The following is a 21,706-nucleotide window of genomic DNA, read 5'->3' on the forward strand; positions in this document are numbered from 1 at the left end:
CTCGGCCTGATCTTCGATGACGGGCCCAGTCCGGTCTTCGGTGGTCGCAGCTTCATCGAGGCGACCCTGCCGGCGTTCCCGTCCCTGGTCCTCGCGATCACCGGCGTCGTGCTGGTACCGGGGAACCTGCTGGCCCTGCGCGAGAGCGGCGCCCTGCGCCGACTCCGTCTGACACCGCTGCGACCGGCCACCTTCGTCGCCGCCGACCTGACCGTGAACTTCCTGGTCGGCATGGCCGGCATGATCGCCGCGCTCGCCGTCGGATGGCTCGTCTTCGGAGTCATCCCCTCGGGCAACCTCGCCGTGGTGCTCACCGCTGCGGCACTGGGGCTCGTCGCGTTCCTCGCGCTCGGCTACACCCTCGCCGGGATCTACCCCTCCTCTGGCGCGGCCACCGGCATCGGCAACGTGCTCATGCTCGTGCTGATGCTCTCCTCAGGAGCCTTCGTCCCGCTCGCGGCCATGCCCAACGGCGTCCAGAGGATCATGAACTTCTCACCTGTCCGACACTTCGCCGACCTCATCCAAGGCCTGTGGGCGGGACAAGCATGGTCGACCCTGCTCCTACCAACCGGAGTGCTCATCGCCATGATCATCGCCTTCGGCGCCCTCGGCACCCTGCTGTTCCGCTGGGACCGCCCCCTAACCACACCACTAACCACCGCAAGAAGAAGGCCCGTTGGCGCGTCGGCCGAGGAGTCCATGGTGCGGGTCAGCCGACTGTGAGCTTGACGGTCGATGAGCCGAAACGTAGCTCGTGTTGGCGTTGTAGCCAGGCTCGTTGCGCCCAGCCGTACCTACCGAGGTAACCCGCGGCACGTTTCGCGAAGCTGAACCGCCACGTCGCCGATCGAGCGTCACCTTGCCCCTGGGCCTCGCGTCGCTGCAGCTTCTGCGTTCTAATCACCTCCGGCTCGCGTTCGGCCTGTATGGCTCGGCACGCGGCGTCCAACCCGGCGTCCAACGCGACGCGGTCGAGGGGAGCGTCGCCGAGTGGGATGAGGTGGTTGGCAGCCACGATCACGTCGCGCAGGGCGAGGTTGATGCCTTGGGCTCGGACCGGGGACATGGGGTGGGCTGCGTCGCCGAGCAACAGTACGCCAGGTGTGGACCATGAGGGAGCGCGACCGACCAGGACGTTGAGCCGCGTCGGCTTGCTGACCTCGTCGCGATGGGCGAGGACGTGCTCGGCCAGCCAGCCGGGCGCCGAACTGACCGCGGTCGGTAGCCAGTCATCTCCGCGGAGGTCGGCGTGGCCGCCCTTCGGCATGATCAGGCCGCACTGCAGGAGGTCGTCCCAGGAGGCGTATGCCACGAGTGGGTGCCGCCCGGCTCGGATCATCAGCAGGAAGTCGCATCGCCGACGCAAGGACTCCGGGGGCGGCGCCTTGAACCACATCACCTCATAGCCCGCGGGATCGTGCGTCAGGGCCAGGCCGGCGTGGGTTCGGACAGACGATCCACGACCGTCACAGCCGATGACAAGGTCGGCCCGCAACTCGATCGCAGAGTCGTCGGTCGTCGCCCGGACGCCGACGACTCGGCCGTCCGCGTTGCGAACGACGTCGGTGAACCGGGTCGCTGGATGGAAGCCGAACGTGGCGTGGCGGCGAGCCTCGTCGACGACGCGTTCCAACAGTGCCGCCGGGGAGGCGACCCTGAATGCGAGCGCGCCAAGGTCGTCGACGGGCTCGGGGATGGTGAACGTCTCGTCGCCGTCGATGAAGATCCGCCACGACTCGACCACCCTGCCAGGGACCTCCTCAATCAGATGGCCCAGCCCCATCTGGTGCAGGGCGTCTAGTCCTAGCGGCATCAGACCTTCACCGCGAAAGACACCACCCATGGAGTGTTCGCGCTCCAGCAGTTGTACGTCCATGCCGCTGCGAGCAAGCAGCAGCGCCAACGTCGCACCCGCTGGTCCGGCACCGACCACCACGACCCTCATCGACATCCCTTCCGTTCGGTCTTTCGCTATCCCTTCCGTTCGGTCTTTCGCTCGGTGCCCAAACCGCAAGCTTAAAGCAACGGCACGTTGCGTGCAACGTGCCATTGCCTTAAGCTGGGCGACCACCATGTCGACATCCCCGAGCCGATCCCCTGGCCAATCCCCCGGCCGCCGACCCGGCGGCCGCAGCGCGCGCGTCACACAGGCTGTGCGTCTGGCCACGATCGCTGCCCTGATCGAGCATGGACTCGACGGACTCGTCGTTGAGAACATCGCCGCTACGGCAGGTGTCAACAAGACGACGATCTACCGACGGTGGGGCACCCGCGAAGCACTAGTGGCAGACGCGCTCGTCGCCAACTCCGGCGAGAAGATCGAGGTGCCCGACACCGGGTCCGTTCGCGCGGACCTGGTCGGGATCGCCCGGCAAGTGCGAGACGCGATCATCGCCCCCGCGAGCCGCGCCTTGATGTCGGCCCTGGCCGGAGGTCGCCACCACCCGGAGCTCCAGGACATCGGACACCGATTCTGGGCAGGCCGATTCGCCGCCGTCCGCCCCGTCATCGACCGGGCCATCGATCGTGGCGAGCTCCCCGCCGACGTCAACCACGACGCGGTCCTCAGTCACGTCCTGGGGCCCATCTGGTTCCGCGTGTTCGGACCGGGACACGACGTCGACGACACGTTCGTCGAAAGCTGCGTGGACCTCGTTCTCACCGGTGTCCGCGGTCGGGCAGCGTGACTTTGGGCGGCTCGCATCTTCCTGCGATCGACCGACGACTTCCGCGGTGCCGTCGGGTCAGCGCCACCATGACCGACGCCCGAGGTTCGATCACCGTGTCCCGGCTCGTCGCAGCCGCAGCACCGGTTGCGGTGGTGTTCGCGTTCCTGGCTGAGCCCGCCGGCCACCGTGCGTTCGACACGAGCGGCATGTCCGCCGGGCCGTCTCCTCCACGCAAGGTAGGTCGACGGGCTGGTCGACGGGGCGTCGACCAGCCGGCTGGTCACGAGTCGGACCGCTTGCGGGACAGGCGGCGACTTACCCAGCGGGCGACGAAAAAGCCGGCGATGGCGGTGGCGACCCAGAGCAGGAACCCGAGCAGATAGGCGGAGATGGCCCGGTAGTCAGCGGCGTAGTCGACGGCGAGGTGTGAGGCGTGTAGCAGCACGGTTTCCACGTCGGTCATCTCAGTTCCATAGCGTCGTGGCGAGGCCAGCGCCGATGAAAGCGGCGCCGAGTCCGGCTACCACGCTGGCGGCGGTGTTGGCGGCGGCAAGGAACCAGGCCCCGGACTGGGCCAGCCGCATCGTCTCGTAGGAGAAGGTGGAGTAGGTGGTGAGGGCGCCGCATAGTCCGGTGCCGAGGAACAGCTGCACGTTCACTGGTGCCGCCCCAGCAGTGACAGCACCGGTCAGCAGCCCCAGGACGAGGCAGCCGGCCACGTTGACGGTGAACGTGCCCCAGGGAAAGACCGAGTCGTGGCGACGCTGGATCGCCAGATCGGTCAGGTACCGCAGCGGCGCCCCGATCATCGCGCCGGCGATCACCAGCAGCCAGCTCACCCTGCCTCACCCGCAGACGCCCCCGCAGACGCCCCCGTCGCCCCGCCAGCCTTTCCTGTCCCTGCTTGGCGGCCGACGTAGCGGAAGACCTCGACCTCGTCCAAAATCACCAAGCCCTCACTGACCAACTCGTCCAGCGCGGGGAGGAAGGCCCGGATCCGATCCTCGTCGTCGACGATGATGACCGCCGCGGGAAGGTCTTCGCTGAACGACAACAGCCGGGTGGTGTGGATGATCGACGAGGCGCCGAAACCTTCGATCCCGTGGAACACGGTCGCACCGGCCAGCCCACCTTTCCGGGCGCGGTGCACGATCTCGGTGTACAGCGGTTTGTGATGCCAGGTGTCGCTCTCCCCGACGAACACCGTCATCCGGAGCGCTCTGCCGTGCAGCCGGGTCATCGCCCTCTCCCTGTCATCGTCGTTTCCTCGCTTTCCGCACCAGCAGGCGGCGGGCGGTCGCCGCCGCTATCCACACCGCGACAAGTCCCGCCAGCACAGTGAGGCCGAGATAGGCCAAGCCGATCCCGGCGCTGCCGTTCTGCAGGCGTTGCTGGATGTCGACGGCGTAGGCAGAAAAAGTGGTGAACCCGCCCAGCACCCCGGTACCGACGAACGGTCGCATCAGCCGATGCGCCGAGGAGACCTCGGCCACGATCACCATCAGCACCCCGATCAGCACGCACCCAGCGACGTTGATCCACAGCGTGGTCAAAGGAAACGCTGACACAGCCGTCGGCCACAGCAGATCAGCGCCATGCCGGGCCGCCGCGCCCACCGCGCCGCCCACACCGACCACCAACACCACCGGGCACTGACCGGACCTGAACCCGCGTCCAAACACCCGCCGCTGATGCGGCATGGACAGGTCGATGTCCGGGTCAATGTCCGGGTCGATCTTGGGGTCGACGTTGCCGCGAATCTGGCAGTCGACCTCATGATCAGCCGGTCGTCGCGAGCCACGACTGCGCGGCTCGTCCACAGCACGCTGCCCTGAGGATCGGGACTCTCCCATATGCACCACTTCCTGCTTGCAGGGCGCCACATGCCGCAGGCGCCATCCATCACAAGCAGGGACCGTTGTCGGCAACCTCGTCAACAAGGTTGCCGCGGTTCGGGTACGGCGGGCCCCACCGCCGCGCGGACCACCGTCCGCCTCACCAGAAAGGATAACCGACAGTCCAATCAGGCGGCGGCGAGGTTGCGACAGAGAGCCGCTCGGCCGAACGGCTGGTCATGGCCGTGGCGGGCAGGGGACTAGCAGAAAGGCCGGTCGCCGTGGCGGCGGAGGTATTTGGCGACCGAGCCGGTGAGCACATGTGCACCCCAGCGGGGCCGCGCCGTCCCGATGATGATCATGAGAGCGTGTCGGTTGGTGGCGAGTTCCAGGAGCCGCCGGCCGGGGGCACCATGATCGGTCTGGAACGTCCAGGGCAGCGGGTGGCTGGCCAGCAGGGCGGCGACCTGGGCGCGCTGGTCGGCGACGTCCTGTTCGGCGTGCTCGTCCCAGTCGGCCGCGTCGGAATCGATGGGGTAATCCTCCGCGTCAACCACATGCACCACAACGACGTGTGCCTGCAGGAGTACGGCCAGGTCCGCCGCGGCGCGCAGGGCACGCTGGGCGGCAGGGTGGCGGTCGTAACCCACCACGAGCACCGGTTGGCGCTGCGCAGGAGGGCACGACTGAACTCGCTGCTCGATGCGTTGGTCCATGTGGTCCATGACGTTGACTCCGCTGCAGGTCTCCATCATCCCTCCTGGCCAACACCTGAGCCAGCCCGCCGAACGTCGGCCTCGAGCAGCGCGGTCGCGGTTCCTCGACGCTACCCATTTCGACAAGATTCGCCATGTCGACGACCGGTCGTTGATGCCCTCGAGCCGGCGACAGACACCGACGTAAAGGCTGTGGCCTCGATCGCGTCGAGGTCGCGTACGCGAAGCGGTGGCGTTCCCCACTCCTCGTTGAGGATCACGAGCAAGCGCGACAAACGATGCACGTAAGGATCAGAGGGCCACGTGCCGGTAACAATCTCATGTCAAGTCGAGGTTGACAGATGGTCGAAGCGATAACCCGCGTGGTGCGGCTTTCCTGCTCTTGGTGCTCGGCCTGCGCCCGTTCGGTGAGGCCAGGTGTGCTGCGGGCTTCTGCTGATCGCGCGACGAGCCTTAGAGCTGGTCGAGGTCGATCGCGGCGGTCATCGCGGCGAAACCGGCGTCGTTGAGGTGGACGGCGTCGCGCCGGGCGTCGGTGCCGTCATATTCCGGGCGGAGCCGGTCCGGGTCGGCGGGGTCGGCCAGCACGCCGGCGAAGTCGACGACGGCGTCGTACTCGCCGCTGGTGAGGATCCAGTGGTTGAGATCGTCACGGATCGCTTCGCCTTGGTCGGTGAAGACGCCGTACGGGTGTTGTACGCGGTGGGCGTCGAGTACGAGCCGTCGGTGATCGAGTCTCCGAACGCGACGACCAGGTCTCGCATGGCCGGCGGCACGATGGCGACATCGACGCGGGTGAGTAAGTAGAACGAGTCGGAGGTCTCGGTGAACGCCGCGGCCGCACTCAAAGGCGTTCCCGACGACCTGCCGCTCGAGGTCTCGGTCGCGGAGGAACCCGGCGGCGACACCGTCGGTACCCAGATCGTGACCGGTGCTGGCTTCGGTATCTCCCAGTGGGGCGACGAACGCGGCGAACAAGTCGACCGCACTCTCACCATCGAATGCGAGTACCCCACCGGACGGTACTACCGCCGCAGACGCGACGAGGGACGACCATGAGCCGCGCCCTGGTGGGCGACAAGGAGGAATCGTGAGCACCGTCAGGGAACTTGTCGACATGCTGATCGAGACCGCGACAGGACTCCCGGCGGGCATGGACTCCGAGGTCGAGATCGCGGTCTGCGACAGCACGACAATGACGGTCGCGAACAACGTCGACGTCAGCGACTGGGCCGAGCTCAACACCGCCGATGGCACAGCCCGCCGTACGTTCGTCATCCACACGACGCCGGTCGCGGCCGGCAGGGCGGCCCCGCGAGGGGCCGCACTTCCAGCGCCACCTGACCGCTCAGGTGCGTCGTACTCTCGCGCTAGGTGACCGAGTGCACGGCTGGCCGGTAACCGTGCTGGTGCAAGATCCGGAGCGTCCCCATGACCGTTGCTCTGTCTTGCTCGTCGATGGCTGCTGCGAGCGTTTTCGCCTCCTTGCCGGCCGAGGACTGGGTCGCCTCGGCCCCAGATCCCTTGGGCGCGACGATGGCTGCGTGCAGAGGCGACTCCGCGTTCGTTGTGAGCGTCAGGAGGAGCTCGACGCTCGGGGGGGCGAGGTCCGGCGGAAGGCCCGCGGATGATCTCCCGGTACGGCGGCGGCACCTCGACGGAGATCATCACCTTCGCTGACGATCCGGGTGTTCGGACTGTGTACCGCTTCGCCGGCGAGCGCCACCCCGGTCGCGGGTACTGAGGCGGGTACGGCGAGGCCTGGTCCAGCAGCTCGAGGCGTTCTTGGTCCGCGGCCTCGGCCATCCGGGTGGCGGCGGCCAGGATGTCCACCACCCGCCCGCTCGGCACCGGAGGTGTCGTGTTGAACAGGTCGGTCATGATCCCTAGCAGGGTGGCCTCGTGCGACCACGACGGCACTGCGGCCGCCGCCTCCGTCTCGCCGGCGTCGAGCAGATCTCGGACCGCGTCGCGGCGTTCGGCGATCACGTTTCCAACTCGGACCGCGAGGTAGGACAAGTAGTCCGGCCCGCCCTGGTCGAACCGTAGACGTTCCGGGTCGATCGGCAGCCCTTCGAAGGGGTCCGGGTCGGTTTCAGACATAGGGATCCTCTCTCGCGGTCGCTTATGCTTCCCAGCGCCTCATTGTCAGCCCCTGGCCGTCTTTCTGTCTTTCTGTCAAAATGGTGGCATGGGAGAGCGTAAGAAGACGACCGTCTACATCGACGAGGACCTGCTTCGTGCGGCCAAGATCGAAGCGGCCCGGACTGGCCGCCGTGAGTACGAGGTCTTCGAGATCGCGCTCCGCCGGCACCTCGGCCTCGCCGAAGCTGTCGAACGCATCTGGGCGGGTATCCCGCGCGACGACTCGGTGACCGACGACGAGGCAGCCCAGATCGCTGCGGAGGAGCTCGAGGCCTTCCGCAACGAGTCGACCCACCGGGCGGGCTGAGTCCTGCCGAGCCCCCGCCGGGTCATCATCGATCCCAACGTCTGGATTTCGGCTCTGATCAACCCCCGTGGTGTGCCCGCCCAGGTGGTCCAGCTCGTCATGGCCGGTGACATCGTGCCCCTGGTCACGGCCGAGCTGCTCAACGAGCTCGGCGGCGTTCTCCAGCGACCCAAGTTCCGCCGCTGGATCAAGCTCGAAGACGCCGTCGCGTTCGTCGACGCCCTCCGCCTTCACTCCGAAACCGTTGAGACCGCACCGCCGACGCAGACGACCCGCGACCCTAAAGACGTCTACCTCGTCGCGATGTCCGAGGCCTCCGGTGCACAGATCATCACCGGCGACGCCGATCTCCTCGACGCTGAGCTACAGCCGCCGGCGGTAACACCCCAGCAGTTCCTGGCTACGTGGAACGGATGATCGGCAGCTCAGGTCAGTCAGGTTCGACGTCTGGGCGCCGCCAGGTCTGCTCTTCCCCGTGCGCTTCTTCCGCGTCGATCTTGAGCTTGTCAGGCGGAAGCGCTGCGAGTACGTCAGGTTCTCCTTTCGCAGTTGAGCAAAGTAGGTCCCCAACGCGGGCGCTTCTCGCCCACAAGTTCGCGGTCTCCCTGGCGCGGGCCGGGATCCGGATCGTGAAGTGCTGCACCATCGGCGTCGCCGGGCCGATCACGCCGGGCACCGAGGGGGAGCCGGTCGCCCAGCTCAGGTAGCGGGCGGTGAGGGAGCGGTCTGACGGCTGGGCCGGCGAGCACGGCGCCGTCGGCAGTGAATCTTCTCGTAAGAAATCTAGGAGGCGGTGTCGGATCGGGGCAGAGGTGCTCGTCGTAGGGGTGAATGGCCGCCATTAGCGCGCCAGCGGTAGGTGAGACCATCCGGTCGGATGAGTCGACCCGAGTGGGTCGACTCGTCCACAAGGGCGCCCACAGATGGACAGGGGGATGATCCGAGATGCAATACCTGGTTTCCGTGATCGACGACGAGACACGCTCCGTTCCGGCCGAGCAGGATGCCGCTGAGCGGGCTGCAACCAGCGCGTTCAACGACAGGCTCAAGGTCGGCCACTGGGTTTCGCCGCCGGCCTCGGTTCGCCGAACACGGCCACCGTCATCGACAACCGGGCTGGCGCCGCGGTATTCACCGACGGGCCGTTCCTGGAGTCGAAGGAGTATCTCGGCGGTTTGGATCTTCGAAGCCGCCGACCTGGACGTGGCGCTCGAGCTCGCCGCCGACGGATCGAAAGGCCTGCAACCGAAAGGTCGAGGTGCGGCCATTCTGGACAAGCCAGTGTGATCGACGTCCAGCGCCGATGAGCCGTTGGAAGCCCTCGGCCACATCGCATACAAGGCTCACGCTGGAAGGCGTGGCCCAAGACACCTCGGAGGACATCATGACCACGCCGACGAACGATCAGACGTCCGCGCTGCCAGGTCGTCCGCCGGTGGTCGACCTGGCCACCTGGCAGGCCGCCCGGTCCGCACTTTTGGTCCGCGAGAAGGCACACACCCGCGCGGGCGATGCGATTGCCGCGGCCCGGCGGCGGCTGCCGATGGTGCAACTCGATGGGACGGCCGAGGTCGTCGGAGCTGATGGCCCGGTCCCATTCCTGGAACTGTTCCAGGGCCGCGAGGAACTCGTCGTCTACCACTCCATGTGGTTCGACGGCGCGCCGCCTCAGGGGCAGTGCGAGGGGTGCACGTTCAACGTGTGGCAGATGAAGGACACCGTCTACCTGAACGCTCGGGGTGTTTCGTTCGCCGTCTTGACCTCGGGCCGGTGGGAGGAGGTGGCGCCCTACGTGGAGTTCATGGGCTATACCCAGCCCTGGTACTCGGTGCGGGGCGTGGAAGCGTCCGTCGCCGCGGACGAGGGGCACATCATCTGCTACCTGCGTGACGGCGACCGCGTGTTCCTCACCTACTCCACCACCGCCCGGGGCAACGAGCCCGCCGACGGCTCGGTCGGGCTGCTCGACATGACGCCTTACGGCCGCCGCGAGGCCTGGGAGGACAACCCCGACGGCTGGCCCGAGGGCCACAACGCGTGCTGGTACTGGCGCTCGGACGCGGACGGCAACTCCGAGTGGGGCCCGACCAGCCGGCCCGTGCCCCAGTGGACTCGTCCTGGCGCGACCCCGGTGGAGACCCTCGGTCGACACGGCCACGACCACTGACATGACCACTGACATGACCACCGCCATGACTACTACGGCCGTGTACCGGAGCGACGTGGAGGGAGCGCTGGCGCCGTACCGGCCGGTGTCGTCGACGCCACTCGGGAGGCATCGACCGCGCGGTCGCCGCGGCCGCGCACCTGCCCGCCCAGCAAGGCGCCGACCTGCTGGCCGCGGCACGCGACGTGTTCACCTCCGGCCTGCACGTGGTCGGCATCGTCAGCGCCATCTTCTACGTCGCCCTGGTCATCCTCGCCGTGTGGGCGTTGAGGCACGTGCAGAACTCACACGGCCACGACAGCGACCCCCGTTCGAGGAGCCAGAAGGCCGAGCTGGAGCCCGAGGCCGCGTCACCCACGCGGGCATAGAGCCAGCAGCCTGCCACAGGACGGCATGCACTACCGACCAGCGGATACCCAACCCCTCCCGAGGAGTTCTCGTGCGCCCTCTCGTTCTCCGCCAGAGCCTGTCCCTCGACGGCTACGGCGCACCCCCCGCGGGCGTGCCAGCGGACTTCTTCCTGGAGTACGACGACGAGGAGTTCGTCGCGCACATGGCCGGCGTGCTCGGCAGTGCTGGTGTGCACGCGATGGGTGCCCAGGCGTACCGGGACATGGCGGGGCACTGGCCCTACCAGGACGGCCCCGTGGCCGACGCGATGAACAGGATTCCGAAGGTCGTCTTTTCCTGCAGGCCGATCGACACCCCATGGGCCACCACGACCGTCTGCTCCGGAGACCTCGCCACCGAGGTGGCGGCCCTGAAGGCGCAGGAGGGGCGCCCCGATCATGGCGCACGGCGGCGTGCGTTTCGCGCGGACGCTCGTGCGCGCCGACCTCGTCGACGAGTACCACCTGCTGATCAACCCCGTCGCCCACGGCAGCGGCAGCCCACTGTTCACCGAGTTCACGAAGCTGAAGCTGGTCGACGTGAAGTCGTTCCCCAGAGGCAACCTCGCACTGACCTACACACGTCCGGACACCCACGCCCTAAGGGGCCGGCGTCGCGAGCCGGGGTGTGACCACAGTGACGCTCGAGGACGTCACCGCGCCGTCGAGGTGTCGCCTGTACCGCGCGACGATCGGTGAGGCGTTCGTGCTGTGCGCCCCGCGAGCACGCCCGTGGTTCCCTGACGCACACCCCGCCCGATGCGTCCCGGTCGAGCCTCTACACGGCGCGGCCCGGTGGTCGAGCGGGGGTGACGGACCACCGGGGTCGAGCTGGGCGCCGATCCGAGCCGGGTGCTGCAGGCCTGGGGCCGAGCCGCGGCGCGGTGCGGCCGTCCATGAAATCGGGCCGGCCGCCGATCTCAACAACCCTGCTCGACCGAGCGCGATGCGCTCCCCGAGTACGTCGTATCCAGCAACCTCGAGACAACTGCAGTGAACGACAACTGCAGTGAAACAGTGCCGGCAATAAGGAGATCGCATGGGGAAGTCCATCCTGTACATGTCGATGTCGCTCGACGGGTTCATCACCGGCCCGGACGACGGCCCGGGCAAGGGGCTCGGGACCGGCGGCGTCCGGCTGCATGAGTGGCTCGGCGAGCCCACCTCCGAGCTGCCGCACTTTGACCCGCCGGGGCTGAGCGGGCAGGTGTTCGCCGAGGGGATGGCTACAGGTGCGGCCGTCGTCGGCCGCAAGACGTTCGACTACGCCGGCCGCTGGGGCGGCGACCACCACGGTGTGCCGATCTTCGTACCTACGCGCGGAACACCGCCGGCGCCACAGAGCGGCTGGGTCCACTACGTGCCTGACGTCGCGACCGCGATGCGCGAGGCCAAGGCAGCCGCCGGCGAAAAGGACGTGATGGTGCACGGCGCCGACCTCGCGCAGTCGCTGCTGCGCGAGGGCCTGATCGACGAGCTGGAGATCCACCTGATCCCGGTCGTGCTCGGCGACGGGCGGCGGCTGTTCGGTGCCGACCGTGTCGAGCTCGAGCTGACGCGCGTGCTCGACGCGCCCGGTGTCACACACCTGCGCTACCGGGTAGCGCCATGAGCGGCCGACAGGCCGATCCTGCTGATACCGGTTTTGGAGAGCGGCTTCGCCGTCCGCTCGACGAAACGATCGGGCGGCCAACCGAGTGCCGCTAGGAGCGCCTTCCCTCCGGGGACGCTGGTGTCGACCAGGTCGGTGCCGAGCGCACGAGCGGCGGCATGTCTGACGCAGCGCCGACGCCAACGTGATTGTCCAGTTGTCAGGAGTGGCCCATGTCCAAGGTGTGGTTCGTGACGGGAAGTTCGCGCGGTCTAGGTCGCGCGCTCGCCGAGGTCGCGCTCGAAGCGGGTGATCGCGTGGCGGCGACGGCGCGTAACCCTGAGCGGTTGCGGGACCTCCTCGACAAGTACGGCGACGCGGTGCTTGCCCTGCGGCTGGACGTGACCGACTACGCCGCGGCTGCGCACGTGGTTGCTCAGGCCGCGGAGACGTTCGGGCGCATCGATGTCGTCGTCAACAACGCCGGATATGGTGACCTGGGATCGTTTGAGGACACGACGATCGCCTCGTTCCGGGCGCAGATCGATACCGACTTCTACGGTGTCGTGAACGTTTCGAAGGCGGCCGTGCCGCTCCTGCGCGAGCAGGGCAGTGGTCACATTTTCCAGGTCGCCTCGCTCATTGTCCGCTTGTCCGGCGCGGGTCTGACCGCCTATCAGGCGGCGAAATGTGCCGTCGCCGGCTTCTCTGTCGGTCTCGCCCAGGAGATCGCGCCGTTCGGGGTGAAGGTCACCGTTCTTGAGCCGGGCGCCATGCGCACCGACTGGGGTGGCTCGTCGATGACGGTCCCGCAGCCAAGCGCGCTGTACCAGCCGACGATCGGAGCGTTCGCCGAGGCGCTGCGCGCCTTCTCTGGTCACGAGCCGGGGGACACGCGTCGTGTCGCGCAAGTCGTGCGAGACCTCGCCGGCCGGGACGACGCACCCGTGCGTCTGCTGCTCGGCACCGATGCTGTGCCGCTGGCGCAGCAGGCGGCACAGGAACTCGCCGCCAGCGACGAGGCCTGGCGAGAAGTCAGTCTGAGCGTCTCCTACGAGACGCCTCTGACTGCCGATGCCCCGAACGACCCCGGCACCAGCAACAACGTGTAGCAGCTGAACTTCGGCACCAGGCAGAAGCGGGCACCGCATCGGAGGCTTCAGCCAATCACCCGGTGACCGGCCCGGCGCAGCAGCTCAAACGCCTTGTCCACCTGATCAACAGGGATCAGCGTTGTCGAACGGCACCAGGCTGCCGCAATGATGCCCAGGCGGTACGACGCATTGAGCTCGTTCGCCCGATCCTCAGCCGTATAAGACTCCCCGTCGGTCGAGTGGTCCCGTACGCCGACCCGGATCCCGTAGAGCACGAACGCAAAAAGCCAGCTCGGCCGCCGACAACCCACGCCGGCGGCAGCACAACCTCGCCGCTCGAGAAGATCAACGGAGTCGGGTCCCACAGCTTGAGACCGACGCCAGTCCGCCGCAGCGACCAGCCCCGCGCCACGCTTTGAGCCCCGGTCCCTATCCAGCGCTGCAACCCGAGCTGTACCGCGGGATCTCAACGATCGACCGGATTGCCCGGGCGCACAACCGCGAATGTGACTCGTTCGGACCATGACGAAGACCTGTCGCCCGGCACGTGGCTACTGGATTCATCGACGGCACTGCGTCAAGAAATCGCCAGCTCGTCGCCCAGTCGGATGACTCCGCTCGTGGCCACATCGGCATACATGGCCAAGAACATGTCGCGTTCCGCAGCTAGAGGCTTGAGCCACTTTCCCTCGGCCTTCGCCCCATCCTGGTCGATGTCAATCATCCGGCAACGTGGCACGCGTTCCACCACACGAAGTTGCGTCCCACCGCACACAAGAGTTCGGCCGGCCCAACTCTCCTCGATGAACGGTTCCTCGCACGAGAAGACAAGGTTCACCCGTAGCCTCCGAGGATCCGCACGAATTCCCCACCGTTCAGCGCACCACTCCAGGGTCGCAGTGCCGATCAAAGAAACCGATCCCATGTCTTGGTGGGGAATCGTTGCCTCAGATGTGACCCGGACGTCCAGGCCAATCTCGTGGCTCAGTTCCGCATCGAGGGCAGGGTCACCGACCCTCCACTCCCCGGACGGTCCGGTAACAACGACATCACCTGATGGACTCGTTACCGCGCCGTACGAGAAGATCGGGTCACGTCGACGAAACCGCCTCGTGTTCTTTCCTGACGCGAAGTGGCCGTCAGGATCCTCGACGGCATACCACCGGTCGCCCTCGATCCCTCGATGGTTGAACGTCGCGGCCCTGAGGAACTCACCGGCCATCGACTTAACCGGATAGCGGCGGAGTGAGACGACGCGCATTGGCACCTTGGAAGGATAGCGATCTCCGCCCAGATGACCCCGCGTTGTGGGCATGACGTGTCGCCCTTACGACGAGGATGGGGCCAATTGACTTTGCTGGCGCAGCGATGGCGGGGCGATGGCGCGGTCCCTGTTGCCTCATGTCAAGATGCCCGGGAAGACGGTGTCGTTGCCTCATGTGTTTTTGCCCGGGAAGGGCGTCGGGGTGGGTGGAGTGCGGGGACGCGGTTGGGGTGTCCTTTCGCGGTGGACATGTCGAGCAGGTGTTGTTGCAGGGTGGCGATGTCGCGGCGGAGTTGGGCGGGGTTGAGCTGGTCGTACCAGCCGGTGAGGTTGTTCTTGACTGTCTGGTCGATGTGCGCCGAGGCGAGCAGCCGCTGGAACGGGGTCTTCGCGGTGTTGTGCTTCTTGATCACTTTCGCGCCGTGGCGGGTCTTGGACTGCAGTTTCTGTTGCGGGGTGAAGAAGTTGATCATCAACCGGAGTGGTTGGTAGAGCCGGTTCAACAGCTCGGTCTCGGCGTCGGTGTCGAACCGCAGATACCCCACCGTCTGCCGCACCACCGACCAGTTCTTCTGCTCCACATGGGCGTTGTCGTTCTTGTGGGCTTCCCGGGACCGGGTGAAGGTGATCTTGTTGTCGGTGCACCAGCCCAGCAGGTGGTGGTTGATGAACTCCGACCCGTTGTCGGAGTCGATGCCCAGCAGCGGGAACGGCAACCCGGCGGCGATGTCGTCCAACGCGTCCCGGACCCGGACCGCGGCCTTGTTCCGGACCGCGCGGGTCTCGGTCCAGCCCGAAGCGATGTCGGTCACGGTCAGGGTCTGGCAGAACTCCCCGCGGGAGTTGCCGCCCTCGTGGCCGACCAGATCGACCTCGACGAACCCGGGCCGGTCGTCGTCCCACTGCGACCACATCCGCACCGGGATCTGCGCCTTCAACAACGACCCGAACTTGGTGCCGGACCGGCCCTTGTGCGGCAGCCGAGCCCGCGCCTTAGCCAACCGCCGATCGATCGTGGCCGCCGACATGGCCACCAGCAGATCCGCCGTCTGCTGCGGAATCTGCAGCTCACCCACCTGCCGGAGCCGGTCCACCAACTCCGGCAAGAACGGCGCCAGCCGCTTCCCACACGGCCCACCCAGCACCGCCCAACACCTCTCCAACGCCGCGACCACCTCCGGCCCATACACCTGCCCCGGCGGCGGCATCGCCGACTTCAACGTCCCGACCCGCCGCCGCCTGCGCACCCGCTTGGGCCGCAACGCGACCCGCAACGCGACCCGCAACACCTTCCGCGCATGATCACGATGCCACCCCGTCGTCGCGCACAACTCATCCAAAATCCGCGACTTGTCCGCCCGACCCGCCGCCCGATACCGCACCGCGACCTGCCGAGCCACCGCCAACCGCTGAACCATCGTCAACCCCATCGATCACGATCAGCCGCCACCCCCACCCCACCCCCGACAGACACGCCGAAACGGGCACTTTCCAACTGAGGCAACGACTCACCTAGCCGGGCATTTCCGATGAGTCAACGCGCGGGCTGGACAACCGTCGGTTGTCTGCCAAGGTGATGCGGTGGACTTCGACCTTTCCCAGATCAGAGCGTTAGTGGTCGCTGCGGAGGAACTTCATTTCGGGCGTGCAGCCGAACGGCTCTGCATCAGCCAGCAGGGCTTGTCCAAGCGGATTAAGCGTTTGGAGCAACTGCTGGGCGAGCCGCTCTTCGACCGGCGGCATAACGTGGTGGAGCTGACACTGACCGGTCGGAGGTTCTTGCCGAAGGCACGCCGGCTGCTCGCCATCGCCGACGAGACGGCAGCAGAGCTGTGGCCGCAGACGCGGCCACTGCGCATCGACGTGTGGGGTCAAGTGCATGCGCCGTTACGAATCGTGGGCCGTCTTGCTGCCCAGACTCCCCATCTTCTCCCCGAGCTGAGTATGCGTCGCAGTCTGTCGGCATCGCTGGGCGCGCTGGAACGCGACGAGGTCGACGTCGCCTTCGGTCGTCCGTACGATCTCCTCCGTCCAGTCCCGGCTGGACTCATCGTCCAGCCGACCTATCTGGAACCGATGGCCGTGGCGATGTCGAGCCGGCATCCCTACGCGGGCACCGAGGTTCTGAGCCCCGACGATCTGCGTGCCGTTGGATTGTGGTGGCCACTCGAAAACAGCCCGGGCGAGGTTGCGGGCTTTCTTCGTGAGTTCGGGTCGCACTTTGAGATTCCCACGTCAACTGAGGGTCTCAACCTTGGCGTCGATCACCTCCTCGACGATCTCCGCGGGAATCCGAACAGCCTCTCCCTCGCCGGCCGCGAGTGCCTCTGGCTGCCATGGGAGGCGTCACGATCGTGGATCTCCAGCCCGTTCCCCGGTTCCTGTGGTGGGCCCTGCGTCGTAGGGTCGCGCCGCACAAGCAGCTCGCCCAATTCTTCGGGCTCCTCGCGGAGACGACCCGTCGGGAAGGCTGGTTGGATTTCGACCCCCAGACCGACTGGCTCCCCGCCGCCGACCGCACAGACCTCCTCGGCTGGACTGCAGCCGCCGATAGACGATAGGGCTCCAGGAGGCCGCCCGCACTTCCGTACCCGAGGCGTACCCGAGTCCTTGTCCGCAACTCCAGAACGTCGAGATAGAGCCGCGGGCCTCTGGACACGGCGGCTCCGTCGAACGTACCGGACGAGTCACTGATGGCCGTAGTGTCTCTTGTGACCTCCCGTCCGGAATCCAGCGACCCGGCCGGGCCGCGTCATCATCCACTGGACGCGACACCGGTCGAAGTGCGAGCCGCGCTCGCCGCCGTGTCCATCGACGACGCCGAGCGGTTCGACGCGGAGTGGTCCCACGCCCTCGACGTCGCGCGGGACCGGCTCGACTTGACCGAGCTCGACGACGTGCTCCAGCGGTGGCCATGTTCGCCGCGTCAGCCCGGAACAATCCCCGTACGGCACCGGCAGATGATGGCCCAGCTCGTCCGCGCCGAGGCCGGGGAGACACCGCCTGAGGGCGTGCCGTGGGACGTCGTCACCGCAGGCCTCGCCCACCGCCCTCACCAACCACACCACCCGCACCGGGACGCCTGATCCTGCGTGTACCGCGTCAAATCGACGTCGAAGCAGTCCGAGATCGACGCGCTACCACCAGAGGCAGTCGCCGCCTTCCTCGAGCTGCGGGCCGCGCTCGATACCTCCCCCGCACACCCATGGACGTCCCGCACGTGACACCCCAACCGCCAACATTTGGTCGGTCTCGTTCGGGCCCCGCCGGTCGTGGCCTCGCGACCTGGTACACCATCGAGCCCGAGCGAAGCCCGTCAACGAATCGTTGACGCCGTACGCACCGCCGCACCCGAGGAAACCCCGCCGCTCCCCGGTGCCCCACGCTGCCCCTCCACTCCTCTCGCCCGCCGTGGGCGTGTCGGTTGCCGTTGATCTTGACCACACAGCCGGGCGCCGCCGGACGCCCCCTGCACGTCTGGCTTCCGGGCCCGTTCACCGTCGCCAACGCAGGTTAGAGGGGCTGCTCCATCTGGTCTTCCGAGGCGAGTCGGCGACCGGTTTCGATGACGAGACGGACTCCGGTGTTGCCAGGGGCGAACGGGTCGTACTCCTCATCGCGTCGTACCTGACCGCCGGCTGCGGCGAGGGCCTGCTCGGCGGCGATCGCGTTCCGGTCGCTGCTGAGGTGCACGACGATGCCGTGGTGGCCGGTGGGGTTGGTGAAGCCCTGGACCGCCAGGATGGCCGCGTCTACGGCGGCAGCCTTTCCCGAGGCGGCGCGGTAGGGGCGGAACCGGTCCGCGAGGGCGGCCCGCACGATCGCCCACACCGCGTCTCTATCTAAGGCCGCGTCTCTATCTAAGGCCGTGTCCAACATCGTGCCCGTGATCGATGTGGTGTCTGTGTTCAACGTCCCCTCCCCTTTCCGCCCGAACGGCTGGTGTCAGTTTTGTCAGTGTGTACAGCTGTGGGCGGCCCCGCGGCGTGAGCATCGTCGTGAACGTCGTGAACGGGTCTCCCGCCGCACTGTCTCCGAAGGCGAGAGACCCGAGCCGACTGTAGCCGGCCCCGTCGACGCCCGCGCCGAGCTCCCCCGAGCGACAGTTGTGCTGACAGCGCCCGGCCACGTCCGGGCCGATGCCCCGTCCGATACAGGATTATGACCGTTACAGGATGGTTTAGGTAGTTTCGCAAGGGTCGCTGGATGGCTAGTCAGTGGTGTCAGCGCCCGGTGCGGGGAGGACGTGTGAGGTCGACGTTGGTCGTGCGGCGGACCGCCGGTGCGAGCCGGCGGGGAGCGGGGAGGCCTCGTACCCTGCGCGGATGTCATTGGCGTCGACATCGGTCGTGCGGGGCCGTAGCGCCATCCGAGTTGATGGCGTCGTTGGAGCCTTGACTGAGTCCTAGTGCTCGCGCGCGGCCCGGAGCTCCTCGGTCATCGCGTCGACCGCTTCAGGCCGACCATGCAGTGCTGCTGGCGTGTTCTGTAAAGACGCCGCCAACCAGGTGCCATCGTGGCGCACACCGACGAGCAACTGGACTGCATTCTGGTCGGGCACCAGGTCACCGCCGCCGGGCGGGACCATTCCCACGGTAGCGTGCAGCAGAGCCGAGTTCGTGCCGATCGGCCGCACGTCACGAACGATGCGCACATAGCTGGCGACCTGATGGTCCGCAAAGATGCCGGCGAGGGCGTCGGCGATCTCGTTGCGGCCGTGCATCTCGCTGCCGTCGAAGCCCACGACAATCGCGTCCTGCGTGAATTGACGTGCATATGCTTCGGCATCCTGGCGGTTCCATGCCGACAGGATCTCGGCATGCACCTGCTCAAGATCGCCCAGAGAAGCAGGATCGCTCACACAAGCACTGTCCCGCACTCGAGTTGGCGTTTCAATCCTTCGCTGCAGCGGAAATGTCGACGCAGAGGACTCCTCTGTTGCCGTCCTGGTCCGCAATCACGGTGAGCCCGGGCGCATCGCTGTCGTCGACGACGGTCCCGCCGGCGGCGAGAACGGCGGCGATGCGTTGCTCGGCCACCTCAGGCGCGACGTAGACCTCGACATGGAGTCGCTGGCCCGTGGCCTCGGGCTCGCCGGGGTCGTCGAACCACAAGTTCGGCACTCGCACCGTCGCGTCCCGGATCTCGTCGCCGGGTGACCCGCGGCCCTGGGACTCGGCGCTCCCTGTCAGCAAGGCTGCCCACACCGGAGCAACGGTGGCGGAACGGGCCGTGTCGAGGCCGAGCTCGATCTCGCTGACCGAGGCCGGGTCGGCATCCAGTTCGCGGTCGGCGGCGATCTCGGTGATCCGTCGCGCGAGATCGACGTCCTGCATGGTCCCCCACTCGACGACGTACTCGGTGCCCTCGTCGTCGCGGTAGATGGCGTCGTCGGTGACCAGCTCGATGTCAACGTAGCCGTTGCCGATCGACACGCGCGGGTAGTGGCCGAGCCGGTCGCCCGCCTCGCCAACCGCGGCAACGAACCGTGCGCCCGTGCCGAAGTCCTTGACCAGGTAGTGGGCGTGCAGTCCCTGGGCCAGCTTGCGCCACTCGGTCAGGTTGGCCCCGGCGATCTGGTCGCCCTTCAGCATGTCCATGGTCTGGGACTCTAGCTGCGACCGGCCTCAGGCAGGCTCGACCGTCTTGACCATGACGCAGTTCTTCAGCCCTTTGGGCCGGTCGTAGGTGAAGCCGAGCCGCTCGTAGAGTCGACGGGTGCCGTTGTCGGGTGGTCGCGGGGAACCCGGCCCGTCCGGCACCTGCGCCGCGGGCAGGTGGCCGGCTGCCGTCGGCATCAGTCGTGGCCGATGACGGGCAGCGGGTCGACCTGGATGCGGAGATCTGTCCGGGGATCCGGGCCCGGGTCGCCGTGCCAGCTGATCTGGCGCGGTGTGGTGAGCTGGCAGCGCTGGTCGGGATCGACAGCGCAGGTGCCAAGAGTGGTCAGCTTGCGGAGTTCGTGAACGCGGCCTCGCTCGGGTCCGCAGTCTTGGCCGGTGCGGAGTTCGGTGTGGACCAGTTCCGCCGGGAGCTGTCCAAGCTGATGACCGGTGACTTGGTGGCCGCCGCGCAGGCCGTCAGCTTGGTGATGGTGGCGGTCACCGAGACCGGCGAGATCGTCGGGCTGCTGATCGCGTTCCCGCCGTCGGCGGTGATCGAGCAGCACCTGAACTCACCGAATATCACCGATCGGCAGATGGTGATGGTGGGCGGCCTGACCGGGTCAGCAAGCTGCGGGCCCTGGCTGTGGATCCGAAGTGGCGCGGCCGCGGTGTCGGCGCCGGGCTGCTGGCCCGGTTCACGGACATCTTCACCGCATGCGGCTACTTCTACCTGTTCGGCCAGTTCGACGTTCCCGATCAGCGATGGTTCGACCGGCGCGACCCCGGCCTGGAGACCTTCTACACCCAGCAGGGCTTCACCGTGCTGGGTGAAGGCAAGCCGCTCGACTTCTTCGTCGTGTTCGGGATCCACAGCGCGATCCTCCCGGCCCGCGCGAGCAGTTCTTCTACTACCGCCCGCCGACCGACCAGCCAGTGACGTCGCGGGATCAGACCAGATCACCGCGGCCGGCTTGGGCGGCGCAGGGAAGGAAAGCTGCGGGGACGCCTGCTCCGGAGCAGGTAGCCACGGCGTACCTCGAACTGCCGAAGCGTCTTGCAGGTCCTGGTCAGGAGCTGGAGCGCTTCGCCGGCGACCGTGGGGTCGGTGCGGGCATCGTCGAGCATCAGCTCGATCTCGGTCACGAGTTCCTGCCAGGCGTTGCGCGCCGGGGGCGGGCGGTCTCCGGCGTACACGTCCATGAGTGGGAGCGGCTGGATCGCCGGACCGAGCCGGCCGAGGACCAGGATCTCGTGCCTGGCGGCAAGATCGGTCGCTGTTGCGGCCGCGGTCATCATGACGTGCTGCTGCTCGGGTTCCATCATCTCGTACGGTGCCCAGACCCCGAGGCCGCCGCGGGGCGGAAGCCCGGCGGCCTTCCAGATCGTGCGCAGCGCGGCTGCTGGCTGTTTGCGCCGAGAGGTGATCGCGAGGCTGACCTCGTCCAGTAAAGAGCGCAGGATCCGGAACCACATCGCGGCCTGGACGGTGCGGCCGGGCAACTCGACCATCCCGGTGTTCAGGGCGCTGTACGTGTAGCCCTCCAAGGTTGCCAGAGGTTCGGGAACTGGCCGGGGCGGCATCGGCCGGCCGTTGTTGAGCATGGAGTGGAAGGTGGCGGCGTACCGTTCCTCGAGGTAGCAGCCGTGCTCGTGGCAGCTGTACCAGCGGCAGCCGCCACATCAGTTCGCGGCCCAGGTCGGGGTCGGTCACGCAGACCGGGCAGTGCCGGTCCAGCCACGTATGAGGAAGCCAGGGCCCGATCCATCGGCTCAGGTGACCGTCGGCGTGCTGGACACCGGCCTCGCCGAGCGGGAAGAGCACCGGGTTCGACCGGACGTAGTTGAAGAACTCCTCCCAGGGGTAAGGCTTTTCGAAGGTCGACAGATGCTCCAGCAGGCACGGCTCCCAGCCCGACAGCG

At 67.4% G+C, this 21,706-nt stretch carries 30 protein-coding genes and 3 pseudogenes; 17 read left to right on the forward strand and 16 right to left on the reverse strand.

All coding sequences use genetic code 11. The features are described 5' to 3' along the window. Positions 1–54: 54 nt before the first annotated feature. The gene (locus JOD67_RS34300; RefSeq protein WP_443735052.1) at positions 55–726 is read left to right on the forward strand and encodes an ABC transporter permease; all 672 of its coding nucleotides are present in this window, start codon (positions 55–57) and stop codon (positions 724–726) included. Here the strand turns inward: JOD67_RS34300 and JOD67_RS34305 are convergent. Further along, positions 713–2,221 carry an FAD-dependent monooxygenase gene (locus JOD67_RS34305; protein WP_307782655.1) on the reverse strand — a complete coding sequence of 503 codons (1,509 nt, stop codon included), beginning with the start codon at positions 2,219–2,221 and terminating at the stop codon, positions 713–715. The two genes, JOD67_RS34300 and JOD67_RS34305, sit on opposite strands and share 14 nt — an antisense overlap. On the opposite strand from JOD67_RS34305, the gene JOD67_RS34310 reads away from it, so the two are divergent. Continuing rightward, complete coding sequence (locus tag JOD67_RS34310) at positions 2,157–2,690, forward strand: TetR/AcrR family transcriptional regulator (RefSeq protein WP_205121827.1); 534 nt, start codon at positions 2,157–2,159, stop codon at positions 2,688–2,690. The two genes, JOD67_RS34305 and JOD67_RS34310, sit on opposite strands and share 65 nt — an antisense overlap. A gap of 262 nt (positions 2,691–2,952) precedes the next feature. On the opposite strand, the gene JOD67_RS34315 is transcribed toward JOD67_RS34310, so the two are convergent. The 6 genes from JOD67_RS34315 to JOD67_RS41515 all read right to left on the reverse strand — a co-directional run bounded on the left by JOD67_RS34315 (position 2,953) and on the right by JOD67_RS41515 (position 5,811). Continuing rightward, the gene (locus JOD67_RS34315) at positions 2,953–3,135 is read right to left on the reverse strand and encodes a hypothetical protein (RefSeq protein WP_205121828.1); all 183 of its coding nucleotides are present in this window, start codon (positions 3,133–3,135) and stop codon (positions 2,953–2,955) included. Between the two features lies 1 nt (position 3,136). Next, entirely contained in the window at positions 3,137–3,511 is a 375-nt protein-coding gene (crcB, locus tag JOD67_RS34320; protein WP_205121829.1) for a fluoride efflux transporter CrcB, read from the reverse strand. Further along, on the reverse strand, positions 3,508–3,912 hold the full coding sequence (locus JOD67_RS34325; RefSeq protein ID WP_205121830.1) for a DUF190 domain-containing protein: 405 nt from the start codon (positions 3,910–3,912) through the stop codon (positions 3,508–3,510). The genes crcB and JOD67_RS34325 overlap by 4 nt, the downstream gene beginning before the upstream one ends. A 13-nt stretch (positions 3,913–3,925) precedes the next feature. Next, positions 3,926–4,492: a fluoride efflux transporter FluC gene (locus JOD67_RS34330; RefSeq protein WP_205121831.1), complete on the reverse strand. Its 567-nt coding sequence runs from the start codon at positions 4,490–4,492 to the stop codon at positions 3,926–3,928. Positions 4,493–4,767: 275 nt separating this feature from the next. Continuing rightward, complete coding sequence (locus JOD67_RS34335; protein WP_205121832.1) at positions 4,768–5,259, reverse strand: universal stress protein; 492 nt, start codon at positions 5,257–5,259, stop codon at positions 4,768–4,770. Positions 5,260–5,676: 417 nt separating this feature from the next. Next, on the reverse strand, positions 5,677–5,811 hold the full coding sequence (locus JOD67_RS41515; protein ID WP_275577210.1) for a hypothetical protein: 135 nt from the start codon (positions 5,809–5,811) through the stop codon (positions 5,677–5,679). Between the two features lie 48 nt (positions 5,812–5,859). On the opposite strand from JOD67_RS41515, the gene JOD67_RS34340 reads away from it, so the two are divergent. The 12 genes and pseudogenes from JOD67_RS34340 (at position 5,860) to JOD67_RS34395 (ending at position 12,934) form a co-directional block, all read left to right on the forward strand. Beyond that, entirely contained in the window at positions 5,860–6,030 is a 171-nt protein-coding gene (locus tag JOD67_RS34340; protein WP_205121833.1) for a hypothetical protein, read from the forward strand. 18 nt (positions 6,031–6,048) lie between these two features. Beyond that, entirely contained in the window at positions 6,049–6,282 is a 234-nt protein-coding gene (locus tag JOD67_RS34345; RefSeq protein WP_205121834.1) for a DUF6225 family protein, read from the forward strand. A gap of 31 nt (positions 6,283–6,313) precedes the next feature. Then, on the forward strand, positions 6,314–6,601 hold the full coding sequence (locus tag JOD67_RS34350; protein ID WP_205121835.1) for a hypothetical protein: 288 nt from the start codon (positions 6,314–6,316) through the stop codon (positions 6,599–6,601). A gap of 524 nt (positions 6,602–7,125) precedes the next feature. Then, the gene (locus JOD67_RS34355) at positions 7,126–7,272 is read left to right on the forward strand and encodes a hypothetical protein (RefSeq protein ID WP_205121836.1); all 147 of its coding nucleotides are present in this window, start codon (positions 7,126–7,128) and stop codon (positions 7,270–7,272) included. A gap of 142 nt (positions 7,273–7,414) precedes the next feature. Beyond that, positions 7,415–7,675 (forward strand): hypothetical protein, encoded by a 261-nt coding sequence (locus JOD67_RS34360; protein ID WP_205121838.1) that lies wholly within the window; start codon positions 7,415–7,417, stop codon positions 7,673–7,675. 27 nt (positions 7,676–7,702) lie between these two features. Continuing rightward, on the forward strand, positions 7,703–8,092 hold the full coding sequence (locus tag JOD67_RS34365) for a putative toxin-antitoxin system toxin component, PIN family (RefSeq protein ID WP_307782761.1): 390 nt from the start codon (positions 7,703–7,705) through the stop codon (positions 8,090–8,092). A gap of 528 nt (positions 8,093–8,620) precedes the next feature. Further along, a pseudogene (locus JOD67_RS34370) lies at positions 8,621–8,945 on the forward strand (YciI family protein); the annotation flags it as partial. A gap of 87 nt (positions 8,946–9,032) precedes the next feature. Continuing rightward, complete coding sequence (locus JOD67_RS34375) at positions 9,033–9,842, forward strand: DUF899 family protein (protein ID WP_307782762.1); 810 nt, start codon at positions 9,033–9,035, stop codon at positions 9,840–9,842. 185 nt (positions 9,843–10,027) lie between these two features. Beyond that, positions 10,028–10,210, forward strand: a complete 183-nt coding sequence (locus JOD67_RS34380) for a hypothetical protein (protein ID WP_205121839.1) — start codon at positions 10,028–10,030, stop codon at positions 10,208–10,210. A 414-nt stretch (positions 10,211–10,624) separates the two neighbouring features. Continuing rightward, positions 10,625–10,930, forward strand: a pseudogene (locus JOD67_RS34385) (dihydrofolate reductase family protein); the annotation flags it as partial. A 340-nt stretch (positions 10,931–11,270) separates the two neighbouring features. Next, positions 11,271–11,843, forward strand: a complete 573-nt coding sequence (locus JOD67_RS34390) for a dihydrofolate reductase family protein (protein WP_205121841.1) — start codon at positions 11,271–11,273, stop codon at positions 11,841–11,843. Between the two features lie 212 nt (positions 11,844–12,055). Then, positions 12,056–12,934: an SDR family NAD(P)-dependent oxidoreductase gene (locus JOD67_RS34395; RefSeq protein WP_205121842.1), complete on the forward strand. Its 879-nt coding sequence runs from the start codon at positions 12,056–12,058 to the stop codon at positions 12,932–12,934. A gap of 47 nt (positions 12,935–12,981) precedes the next feature. On the opposite strand, the gene JOD67_RS34400 is transcribed toward JOD67_RS34395, so the two are convergent. The 3 genes from JOD67_RS34400 to JOD67_RS34410 all read right to left on the reverse strand — a co-directional run bounded on the left by JOD67_RS34400 (position 12,982) and on the right by JOD67_RS34410 (position 15,598). Next, complete coding sequence (locus JOD67_RS34400) at positions 12,982–13,191, reverse strand: hypothetical protein (RefSeq protein ID WP_205121843.1); 210 nt, start codon at positions 13,189–13,191, stop codon at positions 12,982–12,984. Positions 13,192–13,493: 302 nt separating this feature from the next. Continuing rightward, positions 13,494–14,177, reverse strand: a complete 684-nt coding sequence (locus JOD67_RS34405) for an MOSC domain-containing protein (protein ID WP_239556228.1) — start codon at positions 14,175–14,177, stop codon at positions 13,494–13,496. 143 nt (positions 14,178–14,320) lie between these two features. Next, positions 14,321–15,598, reverse strand: coding sequence for a DDE-type integrase/transposase/recombinase (locus JOD67_RS34410; protein ID WP_205121846.1), 1,278 nt, complete (start codon positions 15,596–15,598; stop codon positions 14,321–14,323). Positions 15,599–15,761: 163 nt separating this feature from the next. On the opposite strand from JOD67_RS34410, the gene JOD67_RS42575 reads away from it, so the two are divergent. Both JOD67_RS42575 and JOD67_RS34420 read left to right on the forward strand, forming a co-directional pair. Next, positions 15,762–16,874 carry a LysR family transcriptional regulator gene (locus JOD67_RS42575; protein ID WP_205121847.1) on the forward strand — a complete coding sequence of 371 codons (1,113 nt, stop codon included), beginning with the start codon at positions 15,762–15,764 and terminating at the stop codon, positions 16,872–16,874. Then, entirely contained in the window at positions 16,874–17,266 is a 393-nt protein-coding gene (locus JOD67_RS34420; RefSeq protein ID WP_239554182.1) for a DUF6247 family protein, read from the forward strand. Before JOD67_RS42575 ends, JOD67_RS34420 begins: the two co-directional genes overlap by 1 nt. Positions 17,267–17,693: 427 nt before the next feature. Here JOD67_RS34420 and JOD67_RS34425 read toward each other — a convergent pair whose 3' ends face one another. From JOD67_RS34425 to JOD67_RS34445, 5 genes are all read right to left on the reverse strand, one after another. Then, the gene (locus JOD67_RS34425) at positions 17,694–18,092 is read right to left on the reverse strand and encodes a hypothetical protein (RefSeq protein WP_205121849.1); all 399 of its coding nucleotides are present in this window, start codon (positions 18,090–18,092) and stop codon (positions 17,694–17,696) included. Between the two features lie 493 nt (positions 18,093–18,585). After that, positions 18,586–19,041, reverse strand: a complete 456-nt coding sequence (locus JOD67_RS34430; protein WP_205121850.1) for an SgcJ/EcaC family oxidoreductase — start codon at positions 19,039–19,041, stop codon at positions 18,586–18,588. Between the two features lie 31 nt (positions 19,042–19,072). After that, positions 19,073–19,780: a 4a-hydroxytetrahydrobiopterin dehydratase gene (locus JOD67_RS34435; protein ID WP_205121851.1), complete on the reverse strand. Its 708-nt coding sequence runs from the start codon at positions 19,778–19,780 to the stop codon at positions 19,073–19,075. 27 nt (positions 19,781–19,807) lie between these two features. Further along, positions 19,808–19,978 carry a hypothetical protein gene (locus JOD67_RS34440; RefSeq protein WP_205121852.1) on the reverse strand — a complete coding sequence of 57 codons (171 nt, stop codon included), beginning with the start codon at positions 19,976–19,978 and terminating at the stop codon, positions 19,808–19,810. A 148-nt stretch (positions 19,979–20,126) separates the two neighbouring features. After that, positions 20,127–20,369: a hypothetical protein gene (locus tag JOD67_RS34445; protein ID WP_205121853.1), complete on the reverse strand. Its 243-nt coding sequence runs from the start codon at positions 20,367–20,369 to the stop codon at positions 20,127–20,129. Between the two features lie 42 nt (positions 20,370–20,411). Between JOD67_RS34445 and JOD67_RS34450 the strand changes: the two are divergent. Continuing rightward, positions 20,412–20,723, forward strand: a pseudogene (locus JOD67_RS34450) (GNAT family N-acetyltransferase); the annotation flags it as partial. 20 nt (positions 20,724–20,743) lie between these two features. On the opposite strand, the gene JOD67_RS34455 reads toward JOD67_RS34450, so the two are convergent. After that, positions 20,744–21,388 (reverse strand): hypothetical protein, encoded by a 645-nt coding sequence (locus JOD67_RS34455; RefSeq protein WP_205121855.1) that lies wholly within the window; start codon positions 21,386–21,388, stop codon positions 20,744–20,746. Positions 21,389–21,706 lie beyond the last annotated feature (318 nt).

The organism is Tenggerimyces flavus, from assembly GCF_016907715.1.
Taxonomy (GTDB): domain Bacteria; phylum Actinomycetota; class Actinomycetes; order Propionibacteriales; family Actinopolymorphaceae; genus Tenggerimyces; species Tenggerimyces flavus.

Bases quoted from the DNA above. Each gene is read 5' to 3' on its own strand.
- JOD67_RS34305 (WP_307782655.1), bottom strand. From the start codon at position 2,221: ATGTTCTCAACGACGAGTCCGTCGAGTCCATGCTCGATCAGGGCAGCG.
- JOD67_RS34315 (WP_205121828.1), bottom strand. From the start codon at position 3,135: ATGACCGACGTGGAAACCGTGCTGCTACACGCCTCACACCTCGCCGTC.
- JOD67_RS34325 (WP_205121830.1), bottom strand. From the start codon at position 3,912: ATGACCCGGCTGCACGGCAGAGCGCTCCGGATGACGGTGTTCGTCGGG.
- JOD67_RS34335 (WP_205121832.1), bottom strand. From the start codon at position 5,259: ATGGAGACCTGCAGCGGAGTCAACGTCATGGACCACATGGACCAACGC.
- JOD67_RS34360 (WP_205121838.1), top strand. From the start codon at position 7,415: ATGGGAGAGCGTAAGAAGACGACCGTCTACATCGACGAGGACCTGCTT.
- JOD67_RS34390 (WP_205121841.1), top strand. From the start codon at position 11,271: ATGGGGAAGTCCATCCTGTACATGTCGATGTCGCTCGACGGGTTCATC.
- JOD67_RS34395 (WP_205121842.1), top strand. From the start codon at position 12,056: ATGTCCAAGGTGTGGTTCGTGACGGGAAGTTCGCGCGGTCTAGGTCGC.
- JOD67_RS34405 (WP_239556228.1), bottom strand. From the start codon at position 14,177: ATGCGCGTCGTCTCACTCCGCCGCTATCCGGTTAAGTCGATGGCCGGT.
- JOD67_RS34410 (WP_205121846.1), bottom strand. From the start codon at position 15,598: ATGGTTCAGCGGTTGGCGGTGGCTCGGCAGGTCGCGGTGCGGTATCGG.
- JOD67_RS34420 (WP_239554182.1), top strand. From the start codon at position 16,874: ATGGCCGTAGTGTCTCTTGTGACCTCCCGTCCGGAATCCAGCGACCCG.
- JOD67_RS34435 (WP_205121851.1), bottom strand. From the start codon at position 19,780: ATGGACATGCTGAAGGGCGACCAGATCGCCGGGGCCAACCTGACCGAG.
- JOD67_RS34440 (WP_205121852.1), bottom strand. From the start codon at position 19,978: ATGCCGACGGCAGCCGGCCACCTGCCCGCGGCGCAGGTGCCGGACGGG.
- JOD67_RS34455 (WP_205121855.1), bottom strand. From the start codon at position 21,388: ATGCTCAACAACGGCCGGCCGATGCCGCCCCGGCCAGTTCCCGAACCT.